At 73.4% G+C, this 26,886-nt stretch carries 22 protein-coding genes and 1 pseudogene; 11 read left to right on the top strand and 12 right to left on the bottom strand.

Annotated elements, in window-relative coordinates:
- Window positions 1-155: 155 nt before the first annotated feature.
- Both J2X68_RS07330 and J2X68_RS07325 read right to left on the bottom strand, forming a co-directional pair.
- The gene (locus J2X68_RS07330) at window positions 156-854 is read right to left on the bottom strand and encodes a response regulator transcription factor (protein WP_310431618.1); all 699 of its coding nucleotides are present in this window, start codon (window positions 852-854) and stop codon (window positions 156-158) included.
- The gene (locus tag J2X68_RS07325; protein ID WP_310431617.1) at window positions 851-2,230 is read right to left on the bottom strand and encodes a histidine kinase; all 1,380 of its coding nucleotides are present in this window, start codon (window positions 2,228-2,230) and stop codon (window positions 851-853) included. Before J2X68_RS07325 ends, J2X68_RS07330 begins: the two co-directional genes overlap by 4 nt.
- Window positions 2,231-2,444: 214 nt before the next feature.
- On the opposite strand from J2X68_RS07325, the gene J2X68_RS07320 reads away from it, so the two are divergent.
- Complete coding sequence (locus J2X68_RS07320; protein WP_310431616.1) at window positions 2,445-3,158, top strand: ABC transporter ATP-binding protein; 714 nt, start codon at window positions 2,445-2,447, stop codon at window positions 3,156-3,158.
- On the top strand, window positions 3,155-5,539 hold the full coding sequence (locus J2X68_RS07315; RefSeq protein ID WP_310431615.1) for an ABC transporter permease: 2,385 nt from the start codon (window positions 3,155-3,157) through the stop codon (window positions 5,537-5,539). Before J2X68_RS07320 ends, J2X68_RS07315 begins: the two co-directional genes overlap by 4 nt.
- 6 nt (window positions 5,540-5,545) lie before the next feature.
- Here J2X68_RS07315 and J2X68_RS07310 read toward each other — a convergent pair whose 3' ends face one another.
- The 3 genes and pseudogenes from J2X68_RS07310 to J2X68_RS07300 all read right to left on the bottom strand — a co-directional run.
- Window positions 5,546-6,598 carry an acyltransferase family protein gene (locus J2X68_RS07310; protein WP_310431763.1) on the bottom strand — a complete coding sequence of 351 codons (1,053 nt, stop codon included), beginning with the start codon at window positions 6,596-6,598 and terminating at the stop codon, window positions 5,546-5,548.
- 699 nt (window positions 6,599-7,297) lie between these two features.
- Window positions 7,298-8,230 carry a M56 family metallopeptidase gene (locus J2X68_RS07305; RefSeq protein ID WP_310431614.1) on the bottom strand — a complete coding sequence of 311 codons (933 nt, stop codon included), beginning with the start codon at window positions 8,228-8,230 and terminating at the stop codon, window positions 7,298-7,300.
- 201 nt (window positions 8,231-8,431) lie between these two features.
- Window positions 8,432-8,809 (bottom strand): annotated as a pseudogene (locus tag J2X68_RS07300) (BlaI/MecI/CopY family transcriptional regulator); the annotation flags it as partial.
- Between the two features lie 127 nt (window positions 8,810-8,936).
- Between J2X68_RS07300 and J2X68_RS07295 the strand changes: the two are divergent.
- Entirely contained in the window at window positions 8,937-9,458 is a 522-nt protein-coding gene (locus J2X68_RS07295) for a DUF4396 domain-containing protein (protein ID WP_310431613.1), read from the top strand.
- A 62-nt stretch (window positions 9,459-9,520) separates the two neighbouring features.
- Here J2X68_RS07295 and J2X68_RS07290 read toward each other — a convergent pair whose 3' ends face one another.
- A complete protein-coding gene (locus J2X68_RS07290) occupies window positions 9,521-10,036 on the bottom strand; it encodes a hypothetical protein (RefSeq protein ID WP_310431612.1) in 516 nt (171 codons plus the stop codon).
- Between the two features lie 129 nt (window positions 10,037-10,165).
- On the opposite strand from J2X68_RS07290, the gene J2X68_RS07285 reads away from it, so the two are divergent.
- Window positions 10,166-10,600, top strand: coding sequence for a MarR family winged helix-turn-helix transcriptional regulator (locus J2X68_RS07285; RefSeq protein ID WP_057600699.1), 435 nt, complete (start codon window positions 10,166-10,168; stop codon window positions 10,598-10,600).
- A gap of 231 nt (window positions 10,601-10,831) precedes the next feature.
- On the opposite strand, the gene J2X68_RS07280 is transcribed toward J2X68_RS07285, so the two are convergent.
- Window positions 10,832-12,028 carry an MFS transporter gene (locus J2X68_RS07280; RefSeq protein ID WP_310431611.1) on the bottom strand — a complete coding sequence of 399 codons (1,197 nt, stop codon included), beginning with the start codon at window positions 12,026-12,028 and terminating at the stop codon, window positions 10,832-10,834.
- 98 nt (window positions 12,029-12,126) lie between these two features.
- Between J2X68_RS07280 and J2X68_RS07275 the strand changes: the two genes are divergently transcribed.
- The 3 genes from J2X68_RS07275 (at window position 12,127) to J2X68_RS07265 (ending at window position 14,669) form a co-directional block, all read left to right on the top strand.
- Window positions 12,127-13,170, top strand: coding sequence for a winged helix-turn-helix domain-containing protein (locus J2X68_RS07275; protein WP_310431610.1), 1,044 nt, complete (start codon window positions 12,127-12,129; stop codon window positions 13,168-13,170).
- 10 nt (window positions 13,171-13,180) lie between these two features.
- Complete coding sequence (locus J2X68_RS07270; protein WP_310431609.1) at window positions 13,181-13,684, top strand: glutathione peroxidase; 504 nt, start codon at window positions 13,181-13,183, stop codon at window positions 13,682-13,684.
- A 112-nt stretch (window positions 13,685-13,796) separates the two neighbouring features.
- Window positions 13,797-14,669 carry a MerR family transcriptional regulator gene (locus tag J2X68_RS07265; RefSeq protein ID WP_310431762.1) on the top strand — a complete coding sequence of 291 codons (873 nt, stop codon included), beginning with the start codon at window positions 13,797-13,799 and terminating at the stop codon, window positions 14,667-14,669.
- A gap of 152 nt (window positions 14,670-14,821) precedes the next feature.
- On the opposite strand, the gene J2X68_RS07260 is transcribed toward J2X68_RS07265, so the two are convergent.
- From J2X68_RS07260 to J2X68_RS07250, 3 genes are all read right to left on the bottom strand, one after another.
- Window positions 14,822-15,013, bottom strand: coding sequence for a DUF397 domain-containing protein (locus J2X68_RS07260; protein WP_310431608.1), 192 nt, complete (start codon window positions 15,011-15,013; stop codon window positions 14,822-14,824).
- A gap of 211 nt (window positions 15,014-15,224) precedes the next feature.
- Window positions 15,225-16,094, bottom strand: a complete 870-nt coding sequence (locus J2X68_RS07255; protein WP_028807189.1) for a helix-turn-helix transcriptional regulator — start codon at window positions 16,092-16,094, stop codon at window positions 15,225-15,227.
- 308 nt (window positions 16,095-16,402) lie between these two features.
- Window positions 16,403-17,158, bottom strand: coding sequence for a GPP34 family phosphoprotein (locus J2X68_RS07250; RefSeq protein WP_028807190.1), 756 nt, complete (start codon window positions 17,156-17,158; stop codon window positions 16,403-16,405).
- 238 nt (window positions 17,159-17,396) lie between these two features.
- Here J2X68_RS07250 and J2X68_RS07245 point away from each other — a divergent pair, with 238 nt between their 5' ends.
- Together J2X68_RS07245 and J2X68_RS07240 are read left to right on the top strand one after the other, a co-directional pair.
- Window positions 17,397-20,054, top strand: coding sequence for a D-alanyl-D-alanine carboxypeptidase (locus J2X68_RS07245; RefSeq protein ID WP_310431607.1), 2,658 nt, complete (start codon window positions 17,397-17,399; stop codon window positions 20,052-20,054).
- Between the two features lie 170 nt (window positions 20,055-20,224).
- The gene (locus J2X68_RS07240; protein WP_310431606.1) at window positions 20,225-22,192 is read left to right on the top strand and encodes an MFS transporter; all 1,968 of its coding nucleotides are present in this window, start codon (window positions 20,225-20,227) and stop codon (window positions 22,190-22,192) included.
- A 74-nt stretch (window positions 22,193-22,266) separates the two neighbouring features.
- Here J2X68_RS07240 and J2X68_RS07235 read toward each other — a convergent pair whose 3' ends face one another.
- Entirely contained in the window at window positions 22,267-23,145 is an 879-nt protein-coding gene (locus J2X68_RS07235) for a hypothetical protein (RefSeq protein ID WP_310431605.1), read from the bottom strand.
- A gap of 75 nt (window positions 23,146-23,220) precedes the next feature.
- Between J2X68_RS07235 and J2X68_RS07230 the strand changes: the two genes are divergently transcribed.
- A complete protein-coding gene (locus J2X68_RS07230) occupies window positions 23,221-24,006 on the top strand; it encodes an SDR family oxidoreductase (RefSeq protein WP_310431604.1) in 786 nt (261 codons plus the stop codon).
- A 138-nt stretch (window positions 24,007-24,144) separates the two neighbouring features.
- Complete coding sequence (locus J2X68_RS07225) at window positions 24,145-25,713, top strand: sodium:solute symporter family protein (RefSeq protein ID WP_310431603.1); 1,569 nt, start codon at window positions 24,145-24,147, stop codon at window positions 25,711-25,713.
- On the opposite strand, the gene J2X68_RS07220 is transcribed toward J2X68_RS07225, so the two are convergent.
- Window positions 25,710-26,828, bottom strand: a complete 1,119-nt coding sequence (locus tag J2X68_RS07220; RefSeq protein ID WP_310431602.1) for an ADP-ribosylglycohydrolase family protein — start codon at window positions 26,826-26,828, stop codon at window positions 25,710-25,712. The two genes, J2X68_RS07225 and J2X68_RS07220, sit on opposite strands and share 4 nt — an antisense overlap.
- Between the last annotated feature and the right edge of the window lie 58 nt (window positions 26,829-26,886).

The raw sequence follows: 26,886 nt of genomic DNA, 5'->3' as shown, positions 1-26,886 counted from the left end.
ATGTTCGGTGCTCGGCCTCAAGACACCGCTTCGCCGTTCCCTGTGACAGCCTGTGAGGCAGATCACCCGATCGGCCGGAGGCCGGGCGCGGCGGAGCCCGTGGAAGGCCTCGCGGCGGACCGCAGATACAGGCCGCAGGTACGGGCCGCAGAGCGTCAGAGGTCCCGGGCCGGGGTGTCCGCTCCCGGGGTGATCAGGCCGGTCTCGTAGGCCACGACGACGGCCTGGGCGCGGTCCCGCAGCCGGAGCTTGGCGAGGATCCGGGCCACGTGGGTCTTCACGGTGGCCTCGCTCAGACGGAACCGCGCGGCGAGCTCGGCGTTGCTCAGGCCGGTGCCGAGGGAGCGCAGGACCTCGAGTTCGCGGGGGGTGAGGACCGTCAGGTCGCGGTGCAGGGCGGCGGAGGCCACCGGCTCACGGGCGACGAAGCGTTCGACCAGGCGCCGGGTGATCGCGGGGGCGAGCAGCGCGTCGCCGGTGCGGGCGAGACGGACGGCGGCGACGAGGTGCTCGGGCGTGACGTCCTTGAGGAGGAAGCCGCTCGCCCCGGCGGTGAGCGCCGCGTACACGTAACGGTCGAGGTCGAAGGTGGTCAGCATGATGACGCGGGGCGGCTCGGGTGGCACGGGGCCGGAGAGGATCCGCCGGGTGGCCTCCAGGCCGTCGGTGCCGGGCATCCGGATGTCCATGAGGACCAGGTCGGGCCGGGTGCGCCGGACCGCCTCGACGGCCTGGTCCCCGTCGCAGGCCTCGGCGACGACGTCGATGCCGTCCGCGGCCAGGATCATGCCGAAGCCGGTGCGGACCAGCGCCTGGTCGTCGGCGATCACCACGCGCGGCGGCTGCTCCGTCACGCGAGCTCCTGCACCGGGATGACGGCGCGGACCTCGAAACCGCCGGTGGGGCGTTCGCCCGCGCGGAGGGTGGCTCCGTAGACGGCGAGGCGTTCGCGCAGGCCGATCAGGCCGCGGCCGCCGCCGAGCCCGTCCGGCGCCGCGGACGTGCCGCCGGTGTCGGACACCTCGATGCGCACCGCGCCGGGAACGTGCTCGATGGCGATCCGCACCCGGCTTCCGACGGCGTGCCGGACCGTGTTGGTCAGCGCCTCCTGCACCACGCGGTACGCGGCCAGGTCGGCGCCGGGGGCGAGCGGGACCGGGGTGCCGGTGACGGTCAGCTCGACGGGCACCCCGGTCTCGCGCACCCGGTCGGTGAGCGCGGGCACCTGGGCGAGGCCCGGCTGCGGCGCCAGTCCGGCCCCGGCGTCCGGGTCGTCGGCGTTCCCGCCGCCGTGCGCGTCCGCGGCGCGCTCCACCCCGTCGCCGGCCATGGTGAGCAGGCCCATGACGTGCCGCAGTTCGGCCATCGCCGTGCGCCCGCCCGCCTCGACGGCCAGCAGCGCCTCGCGGGCGCGGTCGGGCGCGGTGTCCATCACCTTGCGGGCCGCGCCCGCCTGGATCACCATCACGCTCACATTGTGGGTCACGACATCGTGCAGTTCGCGCGCGATCCGGGAACGCTCGCGGTCGACGGCCAGCCGGGTGGCGGCCTCGTGCTCCTCCTCCAGGGCGGTCAGCCGCTGCTTCCAGATGTGGACCGCGTTGGCTCCCAGTCCCACCGCGAGCAGCGCGAGGAACGGCACCAGACCGGGGGCGAACGACGGGAAGTTCTCGTCCCGCAGTGCGGCGACCAGGGCGGCGCCGACCACCAGGCCCGCGAGCGCCCGCGCCCGGTACGGGCTGTACACGGCCGCGCTGTAGGCGGCGACCACGCAGGACAGGAACGTGTACAGGGTCGGGTCGCCGTCGCTGAGGCGCTCGTTGAAGAGCAGGGTCGCGACGATCACCGCCCAGAACGCGGACAGCGGGAACCGGCGGCGCACGACCAGGGGCAGCGCGGTGAGGGCGGCCAGCAGCAGCAGCCAGGGCTCGACGGATCCGGCGAGCTGCGTCACGCCCACGCCGCCGTCCGGCAACGGCCCGACGTGCGGGACACCGGGCGGCACGGGCAGCCGTGGCGGCGCCGGCACGAACGCCGGCGCAACCGGCCCGACGCCGTCGCCCCGCCGGTAGGCGGCGCCCACCGTGCAGGCGGCGAGGACGAAGGCGAGGATCGCGTCGGCCGCCCACATCCAGCGCGACGGGCGGGGCAGCGGACTGCGCCGCCGCAGGGCCGCTGCCCCCGTCCGCCACCGCTCCACGATCTCCGCCCGCACCGCCGCCCCGCCCATGCGCACAGTGTGGCAATCCGCGCGCACGGCCCACATCCGTCCCGCTGCGGAGGACGGCACGCGCGCCGTACATCGGGTGCGTACATCGCAGGGATGACATGTCCGGCGGGTCATCCCGGGGGGTCAGGGGGTCTCGCCGTCCCAGGCGACGCGGGGGTCCGGGGTCCGCCCCTAGCTTCGGACCGAACCGTGGACCGCCGACCCTGGAGGCATCGTGGCAGCGACCGCGCCCGTCATCGACATTCGGGCTGTGAGCAGGACGTACGGGGAGGGGACGCCGGCCCTCGCCGACGTGACGCTGAGCGTGGCCGCCGGAGAGGCGCTCGCCGTCCTCGGGCCGTCCGGCAGCGGCAAGTCCACGCTGCTCAACCTGATCGCGGGACTCGACCGGCCGAGCGCGGGCAGCGTCACCGTGGACGGGCGGCGGGTGGACGAGCTGAGCGAGGCCGGGTCGGCGCGGTACCGGCGCACCACGGTCGGCATGGTCTTCCAGTTCTTCAACCTGCTGGACGACCTGACGGTCACCGACAACGTGCTGCTGCCCGCCCAGCTGGCGGGGATGCCCCGGGCGCAGGCCCGCGCGCGGGCCCGCGGTCTGCTGACCGACCTGCGCATCGACCGGCACGCGGACGCCTACCCCGGCCGGCTGTCCGGCGGGGAGCGGCAGCGCGTCGCGGTCGCCCGGGCCCTGATGAACCGGCCCGCCCTGCTGCTGGCCGACGAGCCCACCGGCGCGCTGGACACGGCCTCCGGCGCGGACGTGCGGGAGCTGCTCGCCGAACTCAACGCGTCGGGGCAGACGATCGTCCTGGTCACCCATGATCTGAGCCTCGCCGCGTCCTGCGCGACCCGGACCGTCGAGCTGGTCGACGGCCGGGTCGTCCGGGACACCAGGAACGCCAGGGGCGCGGCGGCGGTGTCCCGATGAACGCCCTCGGGCGGGTGGTGCGGGCCGGGGTCGGACGGCGGCGGCTGCAGACCGCCGTGATGATCATGACGACGCTCATGGCCGTCACCGCGTCGGTGCTCGCCGCCGGGCTGCTCGTCGCGTCCCAGGCGCCCTTCAACCATGCCTTCGCGCAGCAGCGGGGCGCCCATCTGACCGCGCGGTTCGACGGCGCGAAGGCTACGGCCGCCGAGCTCACGGCGACCGCCCGCGCGCAGGGCGTGACCGCGGCGGCCGGGCCCTTCCGGACCGTCGCGGTGCGCGCGCGTACCGCCTCGTCCTCGGACATCATCCCGGAGGGCGTCGACCTGCCGCCGCTGACCGTCGCCGGGCGGGCGGACGCCGGGGGCGATGTCGACCGGATCGACCTCGTCGCCGGCGCCTGGCTCACCGGCCCCGGCCAGATCGTGGTCACCAAGGACCTGCTGCCCGTCGAACCGGGCGCGCGGCTGACGTTCCCCGACGCGCCGGGCAGCCCCACGCTGACGGTGGTCGGGGTCGCCCGTTCGGTGACCGGCACCGCGGACGCCTGGGTGACCCCCGCGCGGGCCGCGGAGCTGGCCGCGCCGGGCGGCGCCCCCGAGTACGAGATGTTCTACCGCCTCGCTCACGCCGGGACGGACGCACAGGTCGCGGCCGGCCGGGCCGCGATCGCCGCGGCGGCGCCGGCGGGCGCGCTGACCGGGTCGCAGTCCTCTCTGACGGTCAAGCAGGAGGAGACCGCCAACGCGATGGCGTTCGTGCCGTTCCTCGCCGCGTTCGGCGTCCTGGGGCTGCTGCTGTCGGTGCTGGTCATCGGCATCGTCGTGAGCGGCGCGGTGGGCGCCGCGACCCGCCGCATCGGCGTCCTCAAGGCCCTCGGTTTCACCCCTGCGCAGGTCGTGCGGGCCTACGTCGGGCAGGCGCTGATCCCCGCGGCGGTCGGCTGCGTCCTGGGGCTGGTGGTGGGCAATCTGCTGGCCCTGCCCGTGCTCGCCGAGGTCGGGGAGGCCTTCGACGGCCCGTCGGAGTCGATCCCCCTGTGGATCGACGTGGCCGTGCCCGCCGCGGCCCTCTGCCTGGTCGCCTGCGCCGCTCTGGCGCCCGCGCTGCGCGCCGGACGGCTGCGCACCGTGGAGGCGATCGCCGCCGGACGCCCGCCCGGCACCGGTCGCGGGCGCATGGCGCGGCGGCTCACGGGACGGCTCGCGGTGCCGCGGGCGGTCGGCCTCGGGCTGGCGGGCCCCTTCGCCCGGCCGGCGCGGTCGGCGACGATGGCCGCCGCGGTGGTCTTCGGCGCGGCCGCCGTCACCTTCGGGGTGGGGCTCGCCCTCACGCTCGGGGCGATCCAGTCGGGCCGCATGCTCAACTCGGGCGGGTCGGTGGTCGTCGGGACGGGCGGCGGCGAGGGACCCCCCGGCGCGCAGGCGGTCCACGTGGGCGGCGGGCCCGAGGAGCCGAAGGCCGACCCGGCCCAGGTCGCCGCCGCGCTCCGCGCGCAGCCGGGGACCAGCCGCTTCTACGGCACGACCCAGGCGGAGGTGAGCGCGTCCGGCATCACCGGGGCGACCACCGTGATGGCGTACCAGGGCGACGCCTCCTGGGCCGGACCCCCGATGGTCTCGGGCGACTGGCTGGACGGGCCGGGCCAGGCCGTGGTCACCACCCGGTTCCTGAAGGCCGCCGGGATCCGGGTCGGCGACACGGTGACCCTGACGGAGCAGGGCCGGCACGTCCGGGTACGGATCGTCGGCGAGGCGTTCTTCACCGAGGGCCAGGGCATGGAACTCCTCACCCCGGTGTCGACCCTGAGCGCGCTCGGACTGGACGCGGTCCCGGGCCGGTACACCGTGGAGACGGCGCCGGGCACGGATCTGGCGAGCTACCTGACCGCTCTCGACGACAGGCTCGAGCCGCTCGGCGCCGTGGCTCTGGTCGACGCCGGCGACGAGTCGAGCGTGATCGCCGCCATGGACGCGCTGATCGGGACGCTCACCCTGCTGCTCGTCGTGGTCGCCGGGCTGGGCGTGCTCAACACGGTCGTCCTCGACACCCGGGACCGGGTGCATGACCTCGGCGTCCTCAAGGCCCTGGGCATGGCCCCGCGTCAGACCGTGACCATGGTCGTCACGTCGGTCGCCGGGATCGGACTGGTGGCGGGAGCGGTGGCGGTCCCCGTCGGCGTGGCCCTGCACCACTACGTCACGCCGCTCATGGGCGACGCCGTCGGCATGACCCTGCCGGCCGCGCACATCGCCGTCTACGACGCGTCCGGGCTGGCCCTGCTCGCCCTGGGCGGGCTGGTCATCGCGGTGGCGGGCGCCCTGCTGCCGGCCGGCTGGGCCGCCAGGACGAGGACGGCGACCGCCCTGCGCACCGAGTGAGCGTCCCTACGCCGTCGCGCGTCCGCCCTCGCCGGCGCCCCTGAACGCCCACTCCGCCTTCGGCTCCACCACGCACCGGAAGACCCGCCGGACGGGTGACGTGCACAGCAGGGTGACGGTCAGGGCGGCGACGAGGGTGACGGCGAGGGCGCCGAGCGGCTGGTGGACCCAGGGGTGGTCGTACCAGTGGGCGGGGCCGGCGGCCTGCTTGACGAAGCCGTGCAGGAGATAGCCGTAGAGCGTGGCCGCGCCCAGGGCGGTGAACCAGGTGCGGCGTCCGGGCACCCAGGCCAGGAAGCAGGCCACCAGGACGAGGGAGCAGCCGAAGGTGGCCAGGGTCATCACGGGGCCGTACCAGGAGGGCGCGCCCAGCTGCACGGCGCTGTCGTTGTGGAAGAACCAGGGATAGACGCCGCGCGGGGCCGTGCAGTACGCCACGGCCAGGGCGGCCGCGAAGACCGGCACCGCCAGGACGCGTACCGCGCGGCGGCGCACCAGCCGGAAGTGCTCCGGCTTCAGCATCAGGCCCAGCACGAAGTAGGGCAGGAACTGGAGGACGCGCTGGAGGTCGAGGTCCTTGCCGATGGCGGGCGAGAGGGTGGCGAGCATCGCGACGGCCAGCGCGAGCGGCAGCGGCCGGCGTACGAGGCGCCAGACCGGCGCGGTCAGCCGCCAGACGAACAGGGCGGCCAGGAACCAGGTCAGGTAGAGGGGGTCCAGAAGGCTGATGTCGCGGCCCGGGGCGTCGTCGGTCCACCTGGTGACGAGGGTGTACGCCACCTCGAAGACGACGTACGGCACGGCGACGCCGGTGACCAGGCGCTTGACGCGCCGCGGGCTGCCGTCGAAGCCGCGGGAGAAGTGGCCGGAGATGACGACGAACGCCGGCATGTGGAAGGCGTACACGAGCGTGTAGAACGCGGTGACCGTGCGGCTGCCCTCGCGCAGCGGTTCCCAGGCGTGCCCCACGGCGACCAGCAGGATCGCCAGGTACTTGGCGTTGTCGAAGAAGGCGTCCCGCCGCTTCCCGGCCCCGCCCCGCCCCGCCGCCTCCCGCACCGACCGTTCGTGCGCGGTCTCGGCCTGCGCGGTCTCGGGCTGTACGGGCTCGGCCTGCGCGGGCCTGGTCTGCGCTGACTCGGCTCGTGCGGCCTCGGACCGGGGCACCTCGGGCTGTGCGGGCTCCGCCTGCGCGGGCTCGGTCCGTGCTGGCTCGGGCCGTGCTGACTCGGCTCGTGCGGCCTCGGACCGGGGCACCTCGGGCTGAGCAGGCTCGGCCGGTGCCGCCTCGATCCGGGACGCCTCGACCTGTGCGGATGCGGTCTGTGCGGACGCGGGTCGTGCGGCCCGGGTCCGGGCCGCCTCGGACTGGGCGGGCTCGGCTGGTGCCGCCCGGTTCTGGGCCGCCTCGATCCGGGGCGCCCGGGCCGGTGTCGCCCCGGCCGGGCCCGGCCCGGTCTCCGTCGGCCCGGTCCCTGTCGGCGCTGTGCCGCTCGCGGGCAGTGTGGCCTGCCCGATGCCTTCCTGGCGCGACCCGGACAGACCAGAACACCTCTCACACGACCGTGCTCCCGACCCGAAGGAACCGCCGGGGGGAGCTCCGACACCATTACCCGGGCCCTGCTTACCGCCTTTCGGCCGGCCAAACCTCCCGACACGGCCGTGGATCACCGGGTCGCCAGGTCACCGGGCCGCACGGCCACCAGGGCTCGGGCTCATGGGGTCACCCGTCACAGGGCACCCGTCACAGGGCACCCGTCACAGGGGCGTCGCGGCACGCAGGATGACAAGCATCGTGACGGCGGAGTTCGCCGACGACATCGCCGACACGGCCGTGCCCGCCGCCGCGCCCCAGACCGCGAGACCGACGGTGGTGAACACCGGCGGCCAGCGCCGCACCGCCGGGGCGGGGCCGAGCAGGGCCCTCACCCTGCGCGGCACCGGCCCCGGCGCGGCGAAGCCGGCGAGACCCGGCAGGGGCGCGCTCCCGGACATCAGGGCCGCCGTGCCGATCGCCCGGGCCACCGTGCGGCGGCTGCCGACGGCCTGGGCCGCGTCCTCGTCCGCCCAGCGCTCCGCCGTGTACGCCACGGCCGTGCCGAGCGGCCACAGGAAGGGGTTGGCCCGCGCGGCCAGCCGGACGGCGAGCAGGTGCCGGTGGTGACGGGCCGCGAGGTGGGCCCGCTCATGGGCGAACAGGGCCCGCCGCTCGGCCGGTCCGAGGCGGTCGAGCAGGGCGGTGGTCACGACGATCCGGTCGCGGCGGCCGCCGGGCAGCGCGTACGCGTACGGCGTCCCGTCGGGCAGGACCACGACCTCCGTGCCCGGCAGCCCGGCGAGCGCCCCGTGGGCGCGACGGCGCACCCGGTGGTGCCGCAGCAGCGTCCGGCCGCAGAGCAGGGCCACCGCGCACAGCGCTGGGATGGCGGCCCGGCCGGCGATCTCGTCGCAGGGGACGGCCCGGCGCACCTCGGGGTCCGACCAGCCGTCGGGCAGCGGGTTGCCGGGGAGCTGGGCGGTGCCGACGACCATGAGGAGTCCCAGGCACACGGTGCTGCACACGGCCATCACCGCGGCCACGCCGGTCAGCAGCCGGGTCGCGGTGCGCGGGTGCAGATGCTGTTCGGCGAGCCGCGCGACCGGCCACGCGGTGAGCGGCAGCACCAGCGGCAGAAAGACGAAGACCCCCATGAGACCTCAGCCTCTCCCCGCGTCGGGGTCTGCCTCGGGGCCCGGGCCCCTGGCGGGGTGCGGGCCCGGGCCCCTGGCGGGGTGCGGGTCCGGGCCCCTGGCCGGGTGCCCTCCGGGGCCCGTGTCCGGGTCCGTTCCCGCCTCTGCCTCCTCTGCCTCCTCTGACACCCCTGCCACTGCCGCCGCTTCCGCCGCTCCGGTCTCGTCACGGGGCTGTCCGAGGAGTTCGCGCAGCAGCCGTTCGTCATCGGGGCCGAGGCCGGTGACGAAGCTCGCCAGCACGGCCTCGCGGTCCCGCTCGGCGTCCAGCACCCTGCGCATGCGGTGGGCGGCGAGCCCCGCCTCGTCCGACGCGGGCAGCCAGGCGAACGACCGCCCGCCGCGCTCACGGGTGACCGCGCCCTTGGCGAGCAGTCGGGTGAGGATCGTGATCACCGTCGTATAGGCGAGACCGCCGCCCAGGCGTTCCTGCACCCAGCCCGCGGTGGCGGGACCGTCCGCTTCCCGCAGCGCCGACAGGACCAGCGCCTCCAGCTCGCCCTGTCCCCGCCGCCGGGGACGATGCCGGTGATCCGTCACGCCCCGTCTCCTCTCCGCCGCCGTCCGTTTCCCGGTCCGACATCGTATAGACGCCGCCCGCCCCGGCCGGCCCGCGCCGCCCGGTCGACCCCTTGCTCACGATACCCCCAGGGGGTATACAGGAGACATGGACCACGACCTGCATCACACTCAGCACAGCGAACCGCATCACGATCACGCCTCCCCCGCGGCGGGGCACGGCGGCGCCTCCTGGGCGATGGCGGTGAAGGCGACCCTGCACTGCCTCACGGGGTGCGCCCTCGGCGAGATCCTCGGGATGGTCATCGGCACCGCCCTCGGCTGGGGCAATGTGCCGACCATGGTCGTCGCGATCGTTCTCGCGTTCCTTTTCGGCTACTCCCTCACCCTGCTCGCGGTACGCCGGGCCGGCCTGGGGCTCAGGGCCGCGGTCAAGGTGGCGCTGGCCGCCGACACCGTGTCGATCGCCGTGATGGAACTGGTCGACAACGCCATCATCGCCTTCACCCCCGGCGCGATGGACGCCCAGCTGTCGGACGGGCTGTTCTGGGCGGCCCTGCTGGGCGGCTTCGCCGTCGCCTTCCTGATCACCACGCCGGTGAACAAGTGGATGATCGGCCGGGGCAAGGGGCACGCGGTTGCCCACGCCGGACACGCCGGTCACGCCTGACGCCCCTCGGCCCCTCCCCCTCACGCCCTCCCCGTGTCCCGCTCACCGCTCCCCGGCTGCGCTCACAGCCTGCCGAACGTGACCCCGCGCCAGACCCAGCCCGCCGCCAGCACCGCCGCCCGCAGTGGATCCTTCATCTGCGCCGAGTCGAAGCGGTACGTCTCCCGCAGGCGCCGGCGGCCGTCGGGACCGCGTTCGACCGCCCACTGGCGGGAGACCGTGTTCACCTGACCGCGGCCGAACTCCCGCGCCAGGGCGAGCCGGGGAGGATTGCCGACCCACGTGACCTCACGCCACTCGTCGACGGTGCGCACCTCGTGGGTCCCCGGCACCAGCCGCATCCGGGTCTTGAGCGTCTGCTGCATCCGCGTCCGGACGAAGTACGCGTGCCAGGAGGGCTCCCGGACCCGCCACTCCGCCACCAGATCGGCACGCTCCCCGGGCAGCGCCTCGCGTACCAGGAACGGGACCTCCGGGCCGTTGACCGCGAAGAGCGCGGCACGGACCTCCTCGGCGGAGCGCGGCACCAGTCCGTGCCGGGGATGTCTGGTGCCGGTCAGTCTGTCGAAAAAACCCATCCGGTCAACCTAGGGCAACGGTGAGGACGGCCGTCCGGGCCGCCCGGACATCCGGTCCGGCGGAGGGTCGAGCCGTCCCGGCGCCCGCCGCTAGTCTTTCCCCTCATGGGGAAAACCGCAGGTGGGCAAATGGCGGTCGTGGCCGCGTTGGTGCGGTCGGCGTTCCTCGTGAACGCCGTGTACGCCGAGTCGAGCCGCGCCCACGGGATCACACCGCAACAGGGCCAACTGCTGTGCGTGCTGATGCCGCAGCCGTACGGCATGAGCGAACTCGGCGAGATGCTCGGGCTCGCCAGGTCGAGCCTGACGGGGCTGGTGGACCGGACGGTCCAGCGCGGACTGGTCCGGCGCGAGCCGGATCCGCGGGACGGACGCGCCGTCCGCGTCGGCCTCACCGAGGAGGGCGACCGGCTCGCGCACGGGTTCTACGACGAGACCTGCCGCCGCCTCGAGAACCTGCCCTCGGGCCTGAACACGAGCGAACGCGACCGGCTCGCCGCGCTGCTGGCCCGCGTCGTCGTCGACAACAAGGTCCCCGAGGTCTTCACCGACCCCGACGCCTGACCTGCCTTCGGCGGCCTGCCCCTCGACGACCCCGACACCTGCCCCCCTCGGCACCTCCCCCCTCGACGCCTGCCCCCGATGCCCGGCCCGACGTCCGGCCTCGACGTCCGGCCTCGACGGGTGCCCCGGAGCCCGACCGCCGCTCACCCGCGCCCCCTCGACTCCTCGTCCCCGCACCCTCACCCCGCACCCTCGACTTCTCGTCCCCGCACCCGCCCTCGTCTCCCGCCCTCATCCGACGAGGTCGTTCGCCGCGCGTTCCGCGTCGGCTCGGCCGGCGGCGGCCTTCAGGGCCAGGGTCACCGCGATCGACGTCAGCGCCATGACCGTCATCGCCGTCGCGGGCGAGGTGAGTTGGGCGATCGCGCCCGCCAGCGCCGCGCTCACGCCCTGCATGGTGAGCATGCCTGCCGAGTGCAACCCGAGGGCGTGCCCGCTGAGTTCGGGCGGGGTGAGGGCCATCAGCCGCTCCTGCTGGACCAGGCTCGCGCCGAAGCCGACGGAGGCGAGGGCCGCGCAGGCCGCGGCGAGCGGGAGGGCCGGGCGCAGGGCGAAGAAGGCGTAGGGAGTGGCCAGGAGCAGCAGGAGCGGGGTGGCCAGCCGGGGGCGCAGGCCGGGCGGCACGAGACGGCCCACGGTGAGGTCACCGGCCAGCATGCCCAGCGCGCCGCAGGCGAACAACGTGCCTGCCGCGTCGGGGTCGTAGGACACGAAGAGCGCCTCGCAGCCGACGACCAGTCCGTTGGGGAGCCACAGGCCCAGATAGGTGAGGCGGCGGGGGCGGGAGGACCACAGGACGGCGTTCGTGCGCCGGGTCTCCGCGACGGAGGGCCGGCCGGCGGCCCGGGGCGGGCGGACGGTCAGGCCGAGGCGGGCGACCACGGCCGCGGTCGAGTAGAGCAGCGCGGCGAGCAGCAGCACCGGACGCGGGGAGAACACGGTCACGAGAGCGCCGCCGGTGGCGAACCCGACGATCTGCATCAGTCCGCTCAGCATGTTGAAGAGCGAACGCCCCGGCAGATAGCCGTCCTTGGTGAGGATCTCGTTGAGCAGGCCCCACCGGACGCCCCCGCCGAGCGAGGCGGTCAGCCCCTGGAGGACCACGACCGCGAAGACGCCCCACACCGGCAGCCCGGGCAGGGCCAGGACGGCGGTCGTGGCGGCGAAGGCGAGGGAGAGGCCGGTCAGCGCCGACCTCGGGGGCAGCCGGTCGGCGCCCGAGAGGAAGAAGGTCGCGCCCAGCACCTGCGCGAGCGACGGGCCGAACATGCTCACCGCCGACAGCAGCGGGGAGTCGGTCGCCCGGTAGACGAGCGTGCCGAGGGCGAGGCCGCTCACCGTCCCGGCGGCGGTCTGGGCGGCGGCGGAGAGGAAGAGGGGAGTGAACTCGGGCGTGCGGAAGAGCTGTCGGTACGTGTGGCCGGTCATGGGCGGAGTCTGCGACGGGCCGCGGAGGGGTGGTTATTGTTTCGCCGGACCGCGAAACGTCGCACGTCGTACGGGCACGGGTGAGGGGCGCAGGGGCCATGGGCTGGTGGCAGGTGAACGCGGACACGCTGGCGCGCAGCCGGTTCGTGCTGTCGCCGCTCGCCGAGACCTTCGCGAGCCTGAAGCTGCTGCACGCGGGCGTAGGCGCGCATCCCGGCGAGCGCGACTGGCTGCGCGAGTGCCTTCCCGGCTACCGCGCCGTCCTGGCGGCGGACCCGGTGACCGGGCTGCTGGTGCGGGCCGGGCTGGGGCGGAGCTGGGTCGCCGACTTCCTCACGCCCACCCCGAGGGACGGCGAGAGTTTCGAGGAGGGCGTGGCCCGGGTGCGGGCGGCGGACCCGGTCGCGGCCCGCGCCCAGCTGCGGATGTCCCTGGACGGCCCGCTCCCCGCCGCCCTGGACCGGGACGACCTGCCGGACCGGGCGGCCGGGCTGCTGGAGTACGTGTGGGAGGCGGGCGTCCGTCCGCACTGGGAGCGGCGGCGGCGCGTCCTGGAGGCCGATGTCGTGGCGAGGACCGCGCAGGTCAGCCGGGGTGGCTGGGCCGCCGTACTGGACTCGCTGCGACCGGGGACGCGATGGCTCGGCGAGAGTCGGTTTCAGGTCAACCTGCACGAGTATCCGCCCCGCGAGATCTCCGGCGCCGAGCTGGTGTTCGTGCCGGTCACCCCGAAGACGGGGTGGGTGTCGTGGGACGACCGGGAACGGTACGCCGTCGTCTACCCGTGCGCGGGGGCGCTCGCCGGGGACCGACGGGACCGGGCCCGGGCGGTTCCGGCCGCGCTGGGCGCCCTGCTGGGTCCCGGCCGCGCCGCGGTGCTCGTGCTCCTCGCCGGCCCCCTGAGCACCACCCAGCTGGTCGCCCTCACCGGCCAGGGGCTCGGTTCGGTCGGCCGGCATCTGCGGGTGCTGCGGGACGCGGGGCTGGTGGAGCGACGGCGCGCGGGGCGGTCGGTGCTGTATTCGCGGACCGCCGCGGGCGAGGTCCTGGCCAGGGCCGCCACCGGGCAGGGCCCCGGCGCCCGGCGGGAAACGGAAGCGGGGGACGGCCCCGGAAGGGGCGGGAGCACCGGCCGGGGCTAGCATCCGGAGCATGACTACTGACGCAGGCGCCTCTCCCCTCGATGTTCGGATCGACGCCCTCAAGGGCGGTTCCGCGGAGCTCTCCCAGTACGCGGGCCAGGCCGTGCTCGTGGTGAACGTGGCCTCCAAGTGCGGCCTGACCCCGCAGTACACGGGCCTGGAGAAGCTCCAGGAGCGGTATGCCGCCCAGGGCTTCACCGTGCTCGGTGTGCCCTGCAACCAGTTCCTCGGGCAGGAGCCCGGCACCGCCGAGGAGATCGCCGAGTTCTGCTCGGCCACCTACGGTGTGTCCTTCCCGCTGACCGAGAAGGTCGAGGTCAACGGCGCGGACCGGCACCCGCTGTACGAGCGGCTCGTCGGGTTCGCGGACGGCGAGGGCCACACCGGCGACATCCGCTGGAACTTCGAGAAGTTCCTGATCGGGCGGGACGGGTCGGTCGTCGCCCGCTTCTCCCCGCAGACCGAGCCCGAGTCCGCCGAGGTCGTCGCGGCCATCGAGAGCCAGCTGGGCTGAGCGCTCCCGACCCGGCGGACCGTCCGGCTTGACCTTGCCCCTGGGGCAGGGCGGAGCCTCCTCGTCGCCGGGCGCGAAGGCCGCCCGGTGACGGAGGACGACGGGGGTGCGTGTGGTGGACGGGGACGACGGCGCGCCGCTCACGATCGGCGCGTTCGCCGCGCGGGCCCGGCTCTCGGCCAAGGCGCTGCGGCTGTACGACCGGCTGGGGCTGCTCGCCCCGGCGTACATCGACGAGGCCAGCGGCTACCGCTACTACCGGGCCGACCAGGTGGAACGTGCCCGGCTGGTGGCCATGCTGCGCCAGCTGGACATGCCGCTCGCGCGGATCGCCGAGCTGGTGGAGGCATCGGACGGTGCCGAGTCCGGAGAGCTGCTCGCCGCCTATTGGTGCGATGTCGAGGCCCGGTTCGCCGCCCAGCGCACCCTCGCCGCCTACCTCCGTGCACGGCTGTCGGGGAGGAGCTCCGAGATGTACGAGAAGTTCGAGGTCCGGTTGGTCGACGTGCCCGAGCAGGTGATCGTCACCGAGACGCGGCACACGCTCGCGGACGAGCTGCCCGTGTGGATCCCCGCCTCGCTGGGGCGGCTGGAGGAAGCGGCCGGGGAGTGCGGCGGCGCCGTCGGGGCGCCGTTCGTCGTCTACTGCTCCGCGGTGTCCATGGAGAGCGACGGGCCAGTCGAGTGCTGCGTGCCGGTCGCCGACGAGGCGGGGGCCCGGGCCTGGGCGGCCGCCGCGCAGAGCCGGAGCCGGCAGTTCGGGGCTCGACTGGAGCCCGCCAGGCGGCTCGCGTACACGAGGATCACCAAGGCGCAGGTGGCGCACCCGCAGATTCTCGCCCCGTACGAGGCGGTGGAGGCGTGGATGAGGCGGGAGGGCTGGGACTACGACGGCCCCTGCCGGGAGATCTACTTCGCCGACTGGGACGCGGCGGGAGCCGAGGACCCGGTGTGCGACGTGGCGTTCCCGGTGAGGCGGGGCTAGCCGGGCCGTCGGACCGGCGGGCCTGCCGCCGGGTCCGCCGCCGGACATGCGCCGAGCCCCCTCGGCAAGGACGGCGAGCTGGTCGAGGGGGCTCTTGGGTCGTGCTGGTGAAGCCGGTCGTCCTGGTGGGACTGTCTCAGGGGATCGTCCCCTTACGCCTTGACCGATGCCACGAAGGTGTTCCACGCGTCGGCGGGGAACGCCAGGGTCGGGCCCTCGGCGACCTTGGAGTCACGGACGGCCATGGCCGCACGGAGGGGGGACTTGATCTCGACGCATGCGCCGTTGCCCTGGGAGTAGGAGGACTTGACCCACTCGTTCGCGGCGCCCTGCTGGATTGCCATGTTCGCTCCGGTAGTCAGTTGCTGAGTTGCTGTCACCACGCCGTGCGCAGTTCTCCGTCTGCACGGCATGGTTTGCGCCACCGTTGTTGCTTGATGGCGTGATCGACGCTACTCGCCAACATCGTGATGCGGAGCGACTATTCACCCGTCCGGATGGCATATTCCATAGGGACTTCCCTCCGGCCCGGCCGAAGGTGTACCTTTCGGCGCCTCACGGAGCCACCTCCCTGGCGTAGTCCTTCGCCACCTTCGCGATGAACTCCCGCGTCTGATCGGCGTTCAGGGCCTGCGCCCTCAAGTGCTCGTACATCACGCTGTACTTCTGCACGTCCTGCGGCTTCTCCAGGTACAGGTCGCTGGTGACGCCCTCGATGTAGACCACGCTGGAGTCGGCGGCGTCCGGGAACTCGAGGATCGCGTACTGGCCGCTCACGCCCGGGTGCGCGCCCATCGTGAACGGGATCAACTGCACGGTCACGTGCGGCAGCTGGGACATCTCCAGCAGATAGTCCAGCTGCTCGATCATCACCTGCCGGTTGCCGACCTCGCGGCGCAGCGCCGCCTCGTCCAGGACCGCCCACAGGCGCAACGGGTTGTCGGCTGTGGAAATACGTTCCTGTCGGCGCAGGCGCACCTGGATCCGCTTCTCGATGTCCGCCGGCGGGGCCTCCGGCAGCGCGCCCGAGATCAGCGCCTCCGCGTACTGACGGGTCTGGAGGAGCCCGGGCACGACCTGCGGGTCGTACACGCGCAGACTCGCCGCGTCCGTCTCCAGGCCGATGTAGACGCTGTACGGCACATCGCCGAAGGCGTGCCACCAGCCCTGCTGGCGGGAGTCCTTGGCCATCTCCATCAGCGAGTCGACCATCCGCTGGTCCTCGACCTCGTACACCCCGCACAGGTCCCGGACGTCACGCTGACTGATGCTGCGCCGGCCGTTCTCCAGCCGGCTGATCTTCGACTGGGACACCAGCAGGCGCTCGGCCACCTCTTCGGCCGTCATGCCCTTGAGCTCACGGAGCCGACGCAGCTCCTGGCCCAACCGGCGTCGCCTGACGGTGGGATTGACATTGGACGCCACGGGACGTGCACCTCCGGCTGCGTGTCTGTACCTGACACTTTGCGTATCTGCTGTTGAGCAGACTGCCACCAAGGCGCTTTCTACCGCTGGAAAACGGTGGATACGCGGCGGGTACACGCCAGTTCGGGCCCGTCCCCCGACATGCGTCCGCGCGGGGTGGCGGGTCGATGCCTCCCACCACCCCGCGCGGCCGCTGCGGCTCCCGGACGGGTCCTGGGTCCAACGGGTCCAACGGGTCCAACCGGCCCTGCGGGTCTTACGTCTTGCGGTGCTCCGGTCCGGCCGGCGCGGTGTCGTGGGACTGCGGCTCAGTGAGCCACGACACGCGCCATGGGACCGCGGTGCGGCTGCGCCGGAACGCCACGGGCGGGCTCCGGTGCGGGCCTGGCCCCGGGTCCGGCCTGCCGGCCGGGTGGCGCCTGGTTGCGGCGCGGCTGTGCCACCGCGCCGTTCTGGACGTCCATCACGGCGTGCGCCACGAGGCCGCCCATCGGGTCGTGCCTGATCAGATCCCGCAGCCGGGAGCGGGACGAACGTCCCTCGTTGCCCGGGTACAGGTGCTTGCCGAGGCCGACCGCGTGCGCCAGTGCGGCGAGCGCCGCGGTCCGCGGGTCCGGCGGTACGCCGGTGCGGATCGCGGAGTCCAGCCGGGCCTTGATCTCCCGGCTGATGTCGGTGTCCGTCGCCTGGTAGCGAGTCGTCGGCAGCACTCCGCACATCTGTCCCGCCACGGCATGCACCATGCCGCACCGCTCCAGATGCGAGAGGTAGGTCTGGCGTAGCCCGAGACGCGGCCCGCCGATCCAGTGGACGGCCCGTACGGGAGCGCCACGCCTTCGCAGCAACTCCAACGCGCAGTCCAGTGTCGGATCTCCAGTCGGCCGTGGGGACACCACGGCGATACGATCCCCGTCAGGGGCTATCCGTCCGGCCAGCGCCAGCTCCACTAGCTGTGCTCCGGCCAGACCGAGGTCGAGCGACTGCGGCTGTGCGGTGGTACCCGTGGTCGGGTCCAGCGCCAGCAACAAAAGCTCTTCCGGAATTGTTCTGCGGCTCCTGCCCATCCATGCCTCCCCGCGTGGATGAATGACAGGGTGACCCCTCTCACATTGGTCTGTCGAGGGTGCGTGACCTGTTTGTAGTGGAACCAGTAGGTATGTCGTTCTCGTCTACCGCAGGAGCCAAGCCCTCTACACAGGACACTGGTACATGGTTCGGACATGCCGTGAGGCGTGTTTCGGGCGGGCGGTTCACGGTTCGGCACGAGCGCGCGGTGGGCGTGCGGCACAGGAGGAGGCATCGGTGGCGGGCGAGTCCCCCGACAGGTCGAAGCAGCGCGAGTCGTCGGCAGAACCGACGTCGGGGAGCGCGAGCACGGTTCCCGAGGCGCGTGAACCTCGCGATTCCCGCGAAGTCCGCGATCCGCGGGTGGCCGTGGCGCGGGAGGCCGAACCGACGGCGTCCCGGGGCGGCGTGGACACGGCGACGCGCGTGTTCTCGGTACGGGACCTGAAGACCGCGGAGGCCGAGCGGCCCGAGCCGTCCGCGACGGCCGAGGACGGCGAGGAACCCACGGCGGCCGGGGCCGACGGCGGCTCCACGGCGAGCGGCTCCACCGAGGACGCCGGGACGGTCGAGGACGGTACCGGGACCGAGGCGGAGGCCGAGGCGGAGGCCGAGGCGGAGGCGGAAGTCGAAGCTGACGCATCCTCCGACGCCGACGCCCGCTCCGGCACCGACGCCGGGGAGCCCGCAGCGGCCGGGAGCGGCGGTACGGACGCGAGGACCGGGTCCGCCGAGGCCGAGGAGGCCGGAAGCGGCTCCGAGGAGGCCGAGGACGGCCCCGAGGGCGCCGAGACGTCCGGGAGCGCCTCCGAGGCCGCCGAGGGCGCTTCCGGGGGCAGTGACGCGCGTCTGCGGGAGGCGGTGGCCCAGTGGGTGGCCTCGGCGGACGACAAGACCCCCGCGGCGGAGCCCGCGAAGGACGCGGAGCAGGACTCCGCGAAGGACGCGGAGCAGGACTCCGCGAAGGACGCGCCGACGGGCGAGAGCCCCGCGGACCGGGACTCCTCGCACGGAACCGCCGCGGACCGGGGCACCTCGGACCGGGGCGCCGGCGCCGGGGCGGAGGAACGTTCCGCGAGCGATGCCGAGGGAGCCGACGAGCCCGCCGACGCGAAGCCGGAGGCCGGGGCCGAACCCGCCGCCGAGCCCGCGCCCGAGTCCGGATCCACGTCCGGATCCGCGTCCGGCTCCAAGCCCGCGTCCAAGGCCGCGCCCAAGTGGGCGGCGGACGCCGACGGTGAGGCCGCCGCGGCTGCCGAGTCCGGCCGGGCCGAGGACGCCGAAGCCGAAGCCGACGCCGACGCCGACAAGCCCGACGACTCGCCCGTCGACCAGCCCACCGCCGTCTTCAAGGCGCCCCGGCCCAAGCCCGCCGTCGACCAGCCGACCACCATGCTGAAGCTGGGCGGCGCCACCAAGCCCAAGCCCGAGCCCGACGAGGACACGGCCGCGCCGAAGGCCGCACCGAAGGCCGAGCCCGAGGCCCCCGCCGAGCGGACCAGCAAGTTCGTCGCGCTCAAGCCGCTCGACGAGCCCCGCCCGCTGAAGCCCGCCGACGTCACCGCCCTGGTCCCGCAGGTGGGCCCCGAGCGCACCACCCAGCAGCCGCTCCCGCCGAAGCCGCCGCTGGACCTGCTGGCGGAACTGACGAACACCCCGCCGCCCCCGCCGACCCCGATGCGCACGCTCGGACGGCGGCTCAAGATCTGGACGCCGCTGGTCCTCCTGCTGCTCGTCGTGTTTGCGATCGCGCAGGCCGTGCGACCGCTACCGGCGACCGGGTTGACCCTCACCGCGAAGGACTCGTACACCTTCGAGGGCGGCAAGACGCAGCTGCCCTGGCCGAGCGAGGGACAGGGCTGGATCGACGCGGACGGCGTCGGCACGATGGGCAGCTTCGGCAAGCAGACGCCCGTGGCCATCGGCTCCGTCGCCAAGACCATGACCGCGTACATCATCCTCAAGGACCACCCGATGAAGACCGGGGAGGAAGGTCCGGAGATCGAGGTCGACGCGACGGCGGAGAAGGAGGGCGGCTACGACGTCTCGGGCGACGAGTCGACCCTCAACACCGTCAAGGCCGGCGACAAGCTCACCGAGAAGCAGGCCCTGTCGGCCGTCCTGATCCCCTCCGCCAACAACATCGCGCGTCTCCTCGCGCGCTGGGACGCGGGCTCGGAGGCGGCGTTCGTGAAGAAGATGAACGCCACCGCCAAGGAACTGGGGATGACCGACACGACGTACACCGACCCCTCGGGCCTGAAGGAGACCACCGTCTCCACGGCCGAGGACCAGGTGAAGCTCGGCCGCGCGTTCGTGAAGGTGCCGGCCCTGGTCTCCATCTCCAGCGCGGCCAGCTGGGACGACCCGTCCGGCAAGAACTGGCCCAACTACAACACCCTGCCGTACAACATGGGCGCGATCGGCATCAAGACCGGCAGCACCACCGCGGCCGGCGGCAACCTGCTCTTCGCCTCCCGCAAGGAGGTCGGCGGGCAGACGGTGACGCTCGTCGGCGCGATCCTCGGCCAGCACAAGCCCAGGATCCTCGAGACGGTCAACGCGGTCAGCCAGACGGCGCTGCTCGCCGCCGAGGACGCGGTCACCTCGGCGAAGATCCTGAAGAAGGGCGACGTCGTCGGCTACGTCGACGACAAGCTGGGCGGCCACACGCCCGTCGTCATCACCAAGGACGTCCCGGCGGTCGGCTGGGCGGGCATGACGGTGAAGCTGTCCTTCACCGCCGACGAGGTGCCGCACGCGGCGAAGGCCGGCACCCAGGTGGGCACGCTCACCGTCGGCGACGGCTCCAGCAGTGCCGTGAAGGTGCCGGTCGCCCTGCAGACGGACCTGGTCGAGCCGGGCTTCTCGGACAAGCTGACGCGCATCGGCTGACCCGCGGCCCCGCTCGCACGCTCACGTCACCCCGCCGGGCAGCCGCCCGGCGGGGTGCGTGCTAGCGTCACGAAACGGGACAGGTCGCCGGTCGCAAGGACGCAGCCGTGAAGCGGACGCGAACGGCATGCGGCCGAGAGCAGAAGACGGGACACGGGGAGTGCCTTCAGGTGGCCACTGCGGAGCCGACACGCGCCGACGACACCGGTCCGGAGCCGGACGCCGACGCGCGACCGAGGGTGCCCGCCCCACAGTCGGGCGACCACGACCGTGACGGCCGTGACGGCCGTGACGCGGTGGTAGAGCTCGAGCGGGACCACCTCCCGGACCCCACGCCGACGGACGGCCGCGCGGACAGCCGTACGGACGGCCGCGCGGCCGACACCGGCTCCGGGCCGGCGCCGTCCCGGGTGCGAGCGGCGTTCGACCGGCTGGGCGGGTGGGTGCGACGGCATCCCGTGCTCTCCATGACGGGCCTGTCCGGCGCGCTGCACCTCGTCTGGTTCTTCACGTTCGCGAACAGCGGCGGCGACCTCGCGGCGCAGGACGCCTGGGCCGAGTTCGTCGGCCGGCACCCCGACTCCGCGTACAACCTCGCCTGGTACGGCGGCATGCACCCGGTGTCGTACAGCATGGTGTCGCCGTACCTGATGTCCCTGCTCGGCGTCCGGACCACGATGATGATCGCCGGGACGCTCTCGGCGGGGCTGCTCACCCTGATCCTGCTGCGCTGCCGGCCGGTGAAGAACCCGTTGTGGCCGGCGCTGGCCGGGGTCTTCGCGCTGCTGTGCAACGCGGCCTCCGGACGGGTGACGTTCGGGCTCGGCAACACCTTCGCGCTGGGCGCGGTCGCCGTCGTGTTCTGCTGGCCGTACCGCTGGCGCTACAAACGGTGGGCGAAGGCGCTGTGCGCCGCCCCGCTCGCCGCGCTCGCCACCATGGGCTCACCGGTGGCGGGGCTTTTCGTGGGGCTCGTCGCCGCCGCGCTGTTCCTCCAGAAGCGGCGGCCGGGCGCGTGGGCGCTGGGGCTCGCGCCGACGGCCGTGGTCGCCCTGTCCGCCTGGCTGTTCCCGTTCTCCGGCACCCAGCCGATGTCCTTCGGCTCGGCGTCCCTGCCGCTGCTGTCCGCGGTGGCCGTCTTCGCGGTCGTCCCGCGCGACTGGAAGACGGTGCGGATCACCTCGGCGGTGTACGGGCTCGGGGTCCTGCTGGTGTGGCTGATCAGCTCGCAGATCGGGTCCAACATCACGCGGCTCGCGATGCTGTTCACGGGTGTGGTGCTGATGGCCGCGCTGCCGTTCGCCGTGCCGCGCAGCCGCAAGTGGTACGTGATCGTCCTGGCGTTCCTCGGGTTCGTGGGCTGGATCGGCTTCAAGTCGGTCGACGACGTCCTGCGGACCACCCCGGCCGCCTCCTGGGCGCGCGAGCTGGCGCCGCTCGTCAACGAACTCCAGGAGATCGGCGCGGAGAAGGGGCGGGTGGAGGTCGTACCGGCCCGTTCGCACCGCGAGGCGTCCGCGCTCGCGCCGTACGTCAACCTCGCCCGGGGCTGGAACCGCCAGGCCGACATGGAGCGCAACCCGCTCTTCTACGACGACACCCTCAACTCGGCGAACTACCACGAGTGGCTCCAGCGGTGGGCCGTGCACTTCGTCGTCGTCCCGAAGGAGGCGCTGGACGGGGACGGCGGCGAACGGGAGCGGGAGCTGGTGCAGCGGGGGCTGCCGTATCTGGTGCAGATCTGGGGCGACGCCAACTGGCAGCTGTTCAGGGTCACCGACCCCGCCTCGCTCGCCGAGCCGGACGCGGTGGTGCAGCGGGCCAAGCAGGACGAGATGACGATCGACGTGAAGAAGGCGGGGCGGATCCTGATCCGGATCCCGTACTCGCCCTGGCTGAGCATCGTCGACGCGGACGGCAAGAGCCTGAAGCCGCCGCAGGAGACGGACGCGTCCAGGGACCGGGCCGAGGGGGAGCCGAAGACGTACGACAACGTCGACGGGTGCCTCTTCGAGACGGAGGAGGACGCGGAGGGCGACAAGTGGACGATGCTGGTCGCTCCGCGGGCGGGGGTCTACCGGCTGGCGGCGCCCTATCAGCTGCCGCGGGGCACGCCGTGCCCGGACGAGCTGAAGTGAGCGTGGCGTGACGCCGGGGTCCGCGGGGGCGGCCGCCTCCGGGGCCCCGGTCCGGCCGTGAACGGGCCCCGCCCTCAGTCTCCCGCGGAGGGGGCGCCGCCGGACGGGCCGGTGGCGCGCAGGTCCGCCACGTAGGTGTCCGTGCCCGGGATCGTCGGGACGAACGGCGCGAGCAGTTCCACCCGTCCCAGGCCGGACTCCGTCACCGCCTCCTCCAGGCCGGTGAAGTGGGGGTCCCAGCAGTCCCTCGGGTCGGTCTCCAGGAACCACAGGAGGGTCAGGCGGGTGTCGACGCCCTCGACCTGCTTGACGTAGGTCATGCGGTCGCCGGGGAGGGGGGTGGGGCGGAAGACGGTGACGATGGCCGTCGGGGAGCCCGCGACCCGCTCGGGGAGGTGTCGGGCGCGCAGCCACTCCAGGAGTCCGGCGCGCCGCTGCGCGGAGTCGGCGTCGATCACCTGGAGCACCAGGCCCGCGTACGGGTGGTCCAGGGCGTGGAAGTCGCGGGGGCCCGCGGCGCCGTCCCGGTACACGGTCGTCTCGTGGTCCTGGAACGCGGTGAAGACGTGGGTGCGGTCCCGGTAGACGCGGGCGTCCCGGTTGAGGCGCTTGTTGATGGCGACCGTCCACTTCATGTGGTCGTCGTAGCGGCCGTCGGTGATCCAGTAGGTGGAGAGGTAGCAGCCGGCGGTGACCGGCTGGGCGATCGCCGACTTCTCCGGGCCGCGCAGGAGCTGGAGGTCGCGGGTCGCCACCCACCTGCGGCCGGCGTACATCCAGGGCATCGCCATCGCGCCGGCGTAGTAGTGGTCGTCCTCGTACCAGCGGTTGTAGGCGTACTCGTGGCCGGGGTGCGGTTCGACCATGGTGATCAGGGCGTGGCCGGGGCGCACCCCGTAGGGGCCGACGGCGGCCAGTTCGGCGTACGTCTCGCTGTGCGTCTCCTCGCTCATGCTCTTCCCCATCCTCGGCGACTGGCCCATACTCTGACGCTCCGTCAGATAATGCGCCAGAGGCAGGGGGATGCCATGTCATCGCTCACCGGCAGGACCGTCGTCGTCTCGGGAGTCGGCGCCGGACTCGGTCACCAGGTCGCCGCCGCGGTCGTCCGGGAGGGCGGGAACGCCGTGCTGGGGGCGCGGACCGAGGCCAATCTGGCGAAGAGCGCGGCCGGGATCGACCCCGAGGGGGCGCGGACGGCGTACCGGGTCACCGACATCACCGACGAGAGGAGTTGCGAGGCGCTCGCGGAGCTGGCGCGGGAGCGGTTCGGCGGGATCGACGCCGTGGTGAACGTGGCGGCCTGGGACTCCTTCTTCGGCGGGGTCGAGGAGGCCGACTTCACGACCTGGAAGTCGGTGATCGACGTGAACCTGCTGGGGTCGCTGCGGATGACGCGGGCCTGCCTGGCCGGGCTGCGGGTGCGGGGCGGGTCGGTGGTGTTCATCGGGACGCAGTCCGCCGTGGCGGCCCCCTCCCAGGTGCGGCAGGCGGCGTACGCGGCGTCCAAGGGGGCGCTGACGAGCGCCATGTACTCGCTCGCGCGGGAGTGGGGGCCGCACCGGATCCGGGTCAACACCGTGCTGCCCGGGTGGATGTGGGGGCCGCCGGTGCAGGCGTACGTCCGGTTCGCCGCGCAGACGGAAGGAGTGGCGGAGGAGGAGGTGCTGGAGCGGCTCACCGAGCGGATGGCGTTGCCCGAGCTGGCGACGGACGGGGACGTGGCGGACGCGGCGGTGTTCCTGGCGTCGGACCGGGCGCGGGCGATCACCGGACAGTCGTTGCTGGTCAACGCCGGGGAGCTGATGCGTTGAGTTCATATAGGTGAACGCGAACCACTATACAGAATTCCTTTACCTCCCTTTGACCTTACGGTTACTTGTCGTGTTCACGCGGCAGCGCCCACGATGAGCGCCGGGCTGAACGCCGGGATGAACCCTGGGAGGGCACACATGAACGGTCTCGACTGGGCCGTGCTCATCGGCTATTTCGGCGTGATGGTCGCGATCGGCGTCTGGTCGCACAAGCGCGTCGACGACGTGAGCGACTTCTTCACCGCCGGCGGCAGGATGCCCTGGTGGCTGTCCGGCATCTCGCACCACATGTCGGGCTACAGCGCGGTGATGTTCACCGGGTACGCGGGCATCGCCTACACCTACGGCGTCACCTCGTTCGTCACCTGGTCCTTCCCCATCGCGCTCGGCATCGCCATCGGCTCGAAGCTGTTCGCGCCGCGCATCAACCGCCTGCGGTCACGGCTCCACGTGGCGTCCCCGCTGGAGTACCTGAAGAACCGCTACGACCTCAAGACCCAGCAGGCGCTGGCCTGGTCGGGGATGCTGCTGAAGATCGTGGACGTCGGCGCGAAGTGGGCCGCCATCGCCACGCTGCTGTCGGTCTTCACCGGCATCTCCCTCAACCAGGGCATCCTCATCACCGGCGCGATCACCGCCGTCTACTGCACGATCGGCGGCCTCTGGGCGGACGCGCTGACCGAACTCGGCCAGTTCGTCATCCAGTTGCTGGCCGGCGTCGCGATGTTCGTCGCCGTCGTGCTGAAGCTGAACGACAAGGGCATCGGGTTCCTGGACGCCTGGGACCAGCCGGCGCTCCAGGGCCACGACAAGCCCCTGGTCGCCCAGTACGGGACCGTGTTCCTGCTCGCGTTCCTGTTCATCAAGCTGTTCGAGTACAACGGCGGCATGCTCAACCAGGCCCAGCGGTACATGGCCACGGCCACCCCGAAGGAGGCCGAGCGGTCGGCGCGGCTGTCGGCGGCGCTGTGGCTGGTCTGGCCGCTGGTGCTGTTCTTCCCGATGTGGATGTCGCCGCTGCTGGTCACGTCGAACAAGCCGGACGGCTCCGACTCCTACGCGCTGATGACCGAACAGCTGCTGCCGCACGGCCTGCTGGGGCTCGTCATCGTCGGCTTCTTCTCCCACACGATGGCCATGTGCTCGTCCGACGCCAACGCGATCGCCGCCGTCTTCACCCGGGACTGCGCGCCGGTGATCTGGGCCAGGGCGCGGGAGTGGAACCAGCGGTCCGGGCTGATCGCGGCGCGGGTGGCGACCGTCGTCTTCCTCGGTCTGTCCATGGCGGCGGCCACGCAGGTCAACTCCCCCGCCTTCAAGGACATCATCACGGTCGTCATCAAGTGGGTGGCCGGACTGATGGGCCCGATGGCGATCCCGATGATGCTGGGCCTGCTGCGCCCGTTCCGCCGCTCCGGCCCGACGGCCGCGCTGACCAGCTGGTCGATGGGTCTGCTGGCCTTCTGGCTGGTCAACTACCCGATCAACTGGAACGTCGACGGCGGGGTGCCGCTCCAGTACCAGGTGTCGATCCCGCTGGCCGTGTCGCTGGTCCTCTACGTCCTCGTCGGGTTCATCAGGCCCGAGGACACCCCGGAGCGCCTGGCGATCATCGAACGGATCAACACGGACGGGGACGGCGGCTCCTCGGCCGCCGCGCAGGCGCCGCGGCCCAAGGACGGCGTCCCCACGGCGGTGACGGACTAACTCCCCCGGGGATACCGGGCCATCCAGCCCGGCGACGCCCCGGCGGGACCGTGCAGGGCCGGCCCCTGGGTCATCTCCATGGCGAAGTCGTCGGCCAGTTCCAGGATCGTGGGACGGCCCTCCAGCTCGGCCAGCCAGGCCGGCGGGAGGGCCGTCTCGCCGTGCAGGGCGCCGAGCAGGCCGCCCGCGAGCGCGGCCGTCGGACCCGAGGGCGCGCCGTGGTTCACCGCGAGCCGCAGCCCGTGCCGGACGTCCTCGGCGACGAGCGCGCAGTAGACGGCGCCCGACAGCACCGCCTCCGCGGTCCCCGCGCCCGCGAGCTCCTCCACCCGGGCGGGCCCCGGCAGCCCCTGCCGGACGGCGCCCAGCGCGTGCTGCAACGCCTCCGACACCGCCTCGTGCCCCGGCCGCGCCGCCAGCAGGGCGAGCGCCCGCTGCACCGCGCCGTCGAGGCTCTCGCCGCAGGCCAGCGCGTGCACGGTGACGGCGTACGCGGCCGCCGCGAGGTACGCCGTGGGGTGGCCGTGGGTCTGGGCGGCGCACTCGACGGCCAGTTGGGCGACGAGGTGCGGCTCCCAGCCGACGAGCAGCCCGAAGGGCACCGAACGGGGCACCACCTCGGGTCCGGCCGCGCCGGGGCTCTTGGGCGAGTCCAGAGTGCCCATGACCTCGTCGCCGAGCCCGAGCAGCAGCGTGCGGGTCGGATCACGCCGGGCGTACAGCCACTCCTCCCGGGCCAGCCAGCCGTCGTCCTTGCGGCGCAGGTCGGGCCCCCAGTCGCGCTGGGTGGCCGCCCATCTCAGATAGGCCCGGTGCAGGTCGGTCGGCGGATGCCAGGCGCCGGTGTCCCGGCGCACCTGGGCGCGGATCAGCCCGTCCACGGTGAACAGGGTCAGCTGGGTGAGATGGGTGACCGCGCCGCGCCGCCCGTGGGCCGGGGCCAGGTCCACGACCCCCTCGGGCCCGTGCAGCTGCCGGATCTCCTCGATCCCGAGGCCGTCGACGGGAGCCCCGAGGGCGTCTCCGACGGCCGCGCCCAGCAGCGTGCCGCGCACCCGGCTGCGGAAGTCCTGCTGTTCGGCACGGCCCCAGACTGGCCCGGCAGTCGCACCCACCCAGTCCTCCCGCACCGTGCGTACATACGACGTCCGTCACTGTAATCGAACAGTGCGG

Origin of the sequence: Streptomyces sp. 3330 (assembly GCF_031456635.1) — a bacterium.
Classification (GTDB): domain Bacteria; phylum Actinomycetota; class Actinomycetes; order Streptomycetales; family Streptomycetaceae; genus Streptomyces.
Note: the sequence above shows the minus strand (reverse complement) of the source record. Positions and strands in the feature narration are given on the sequence as shown.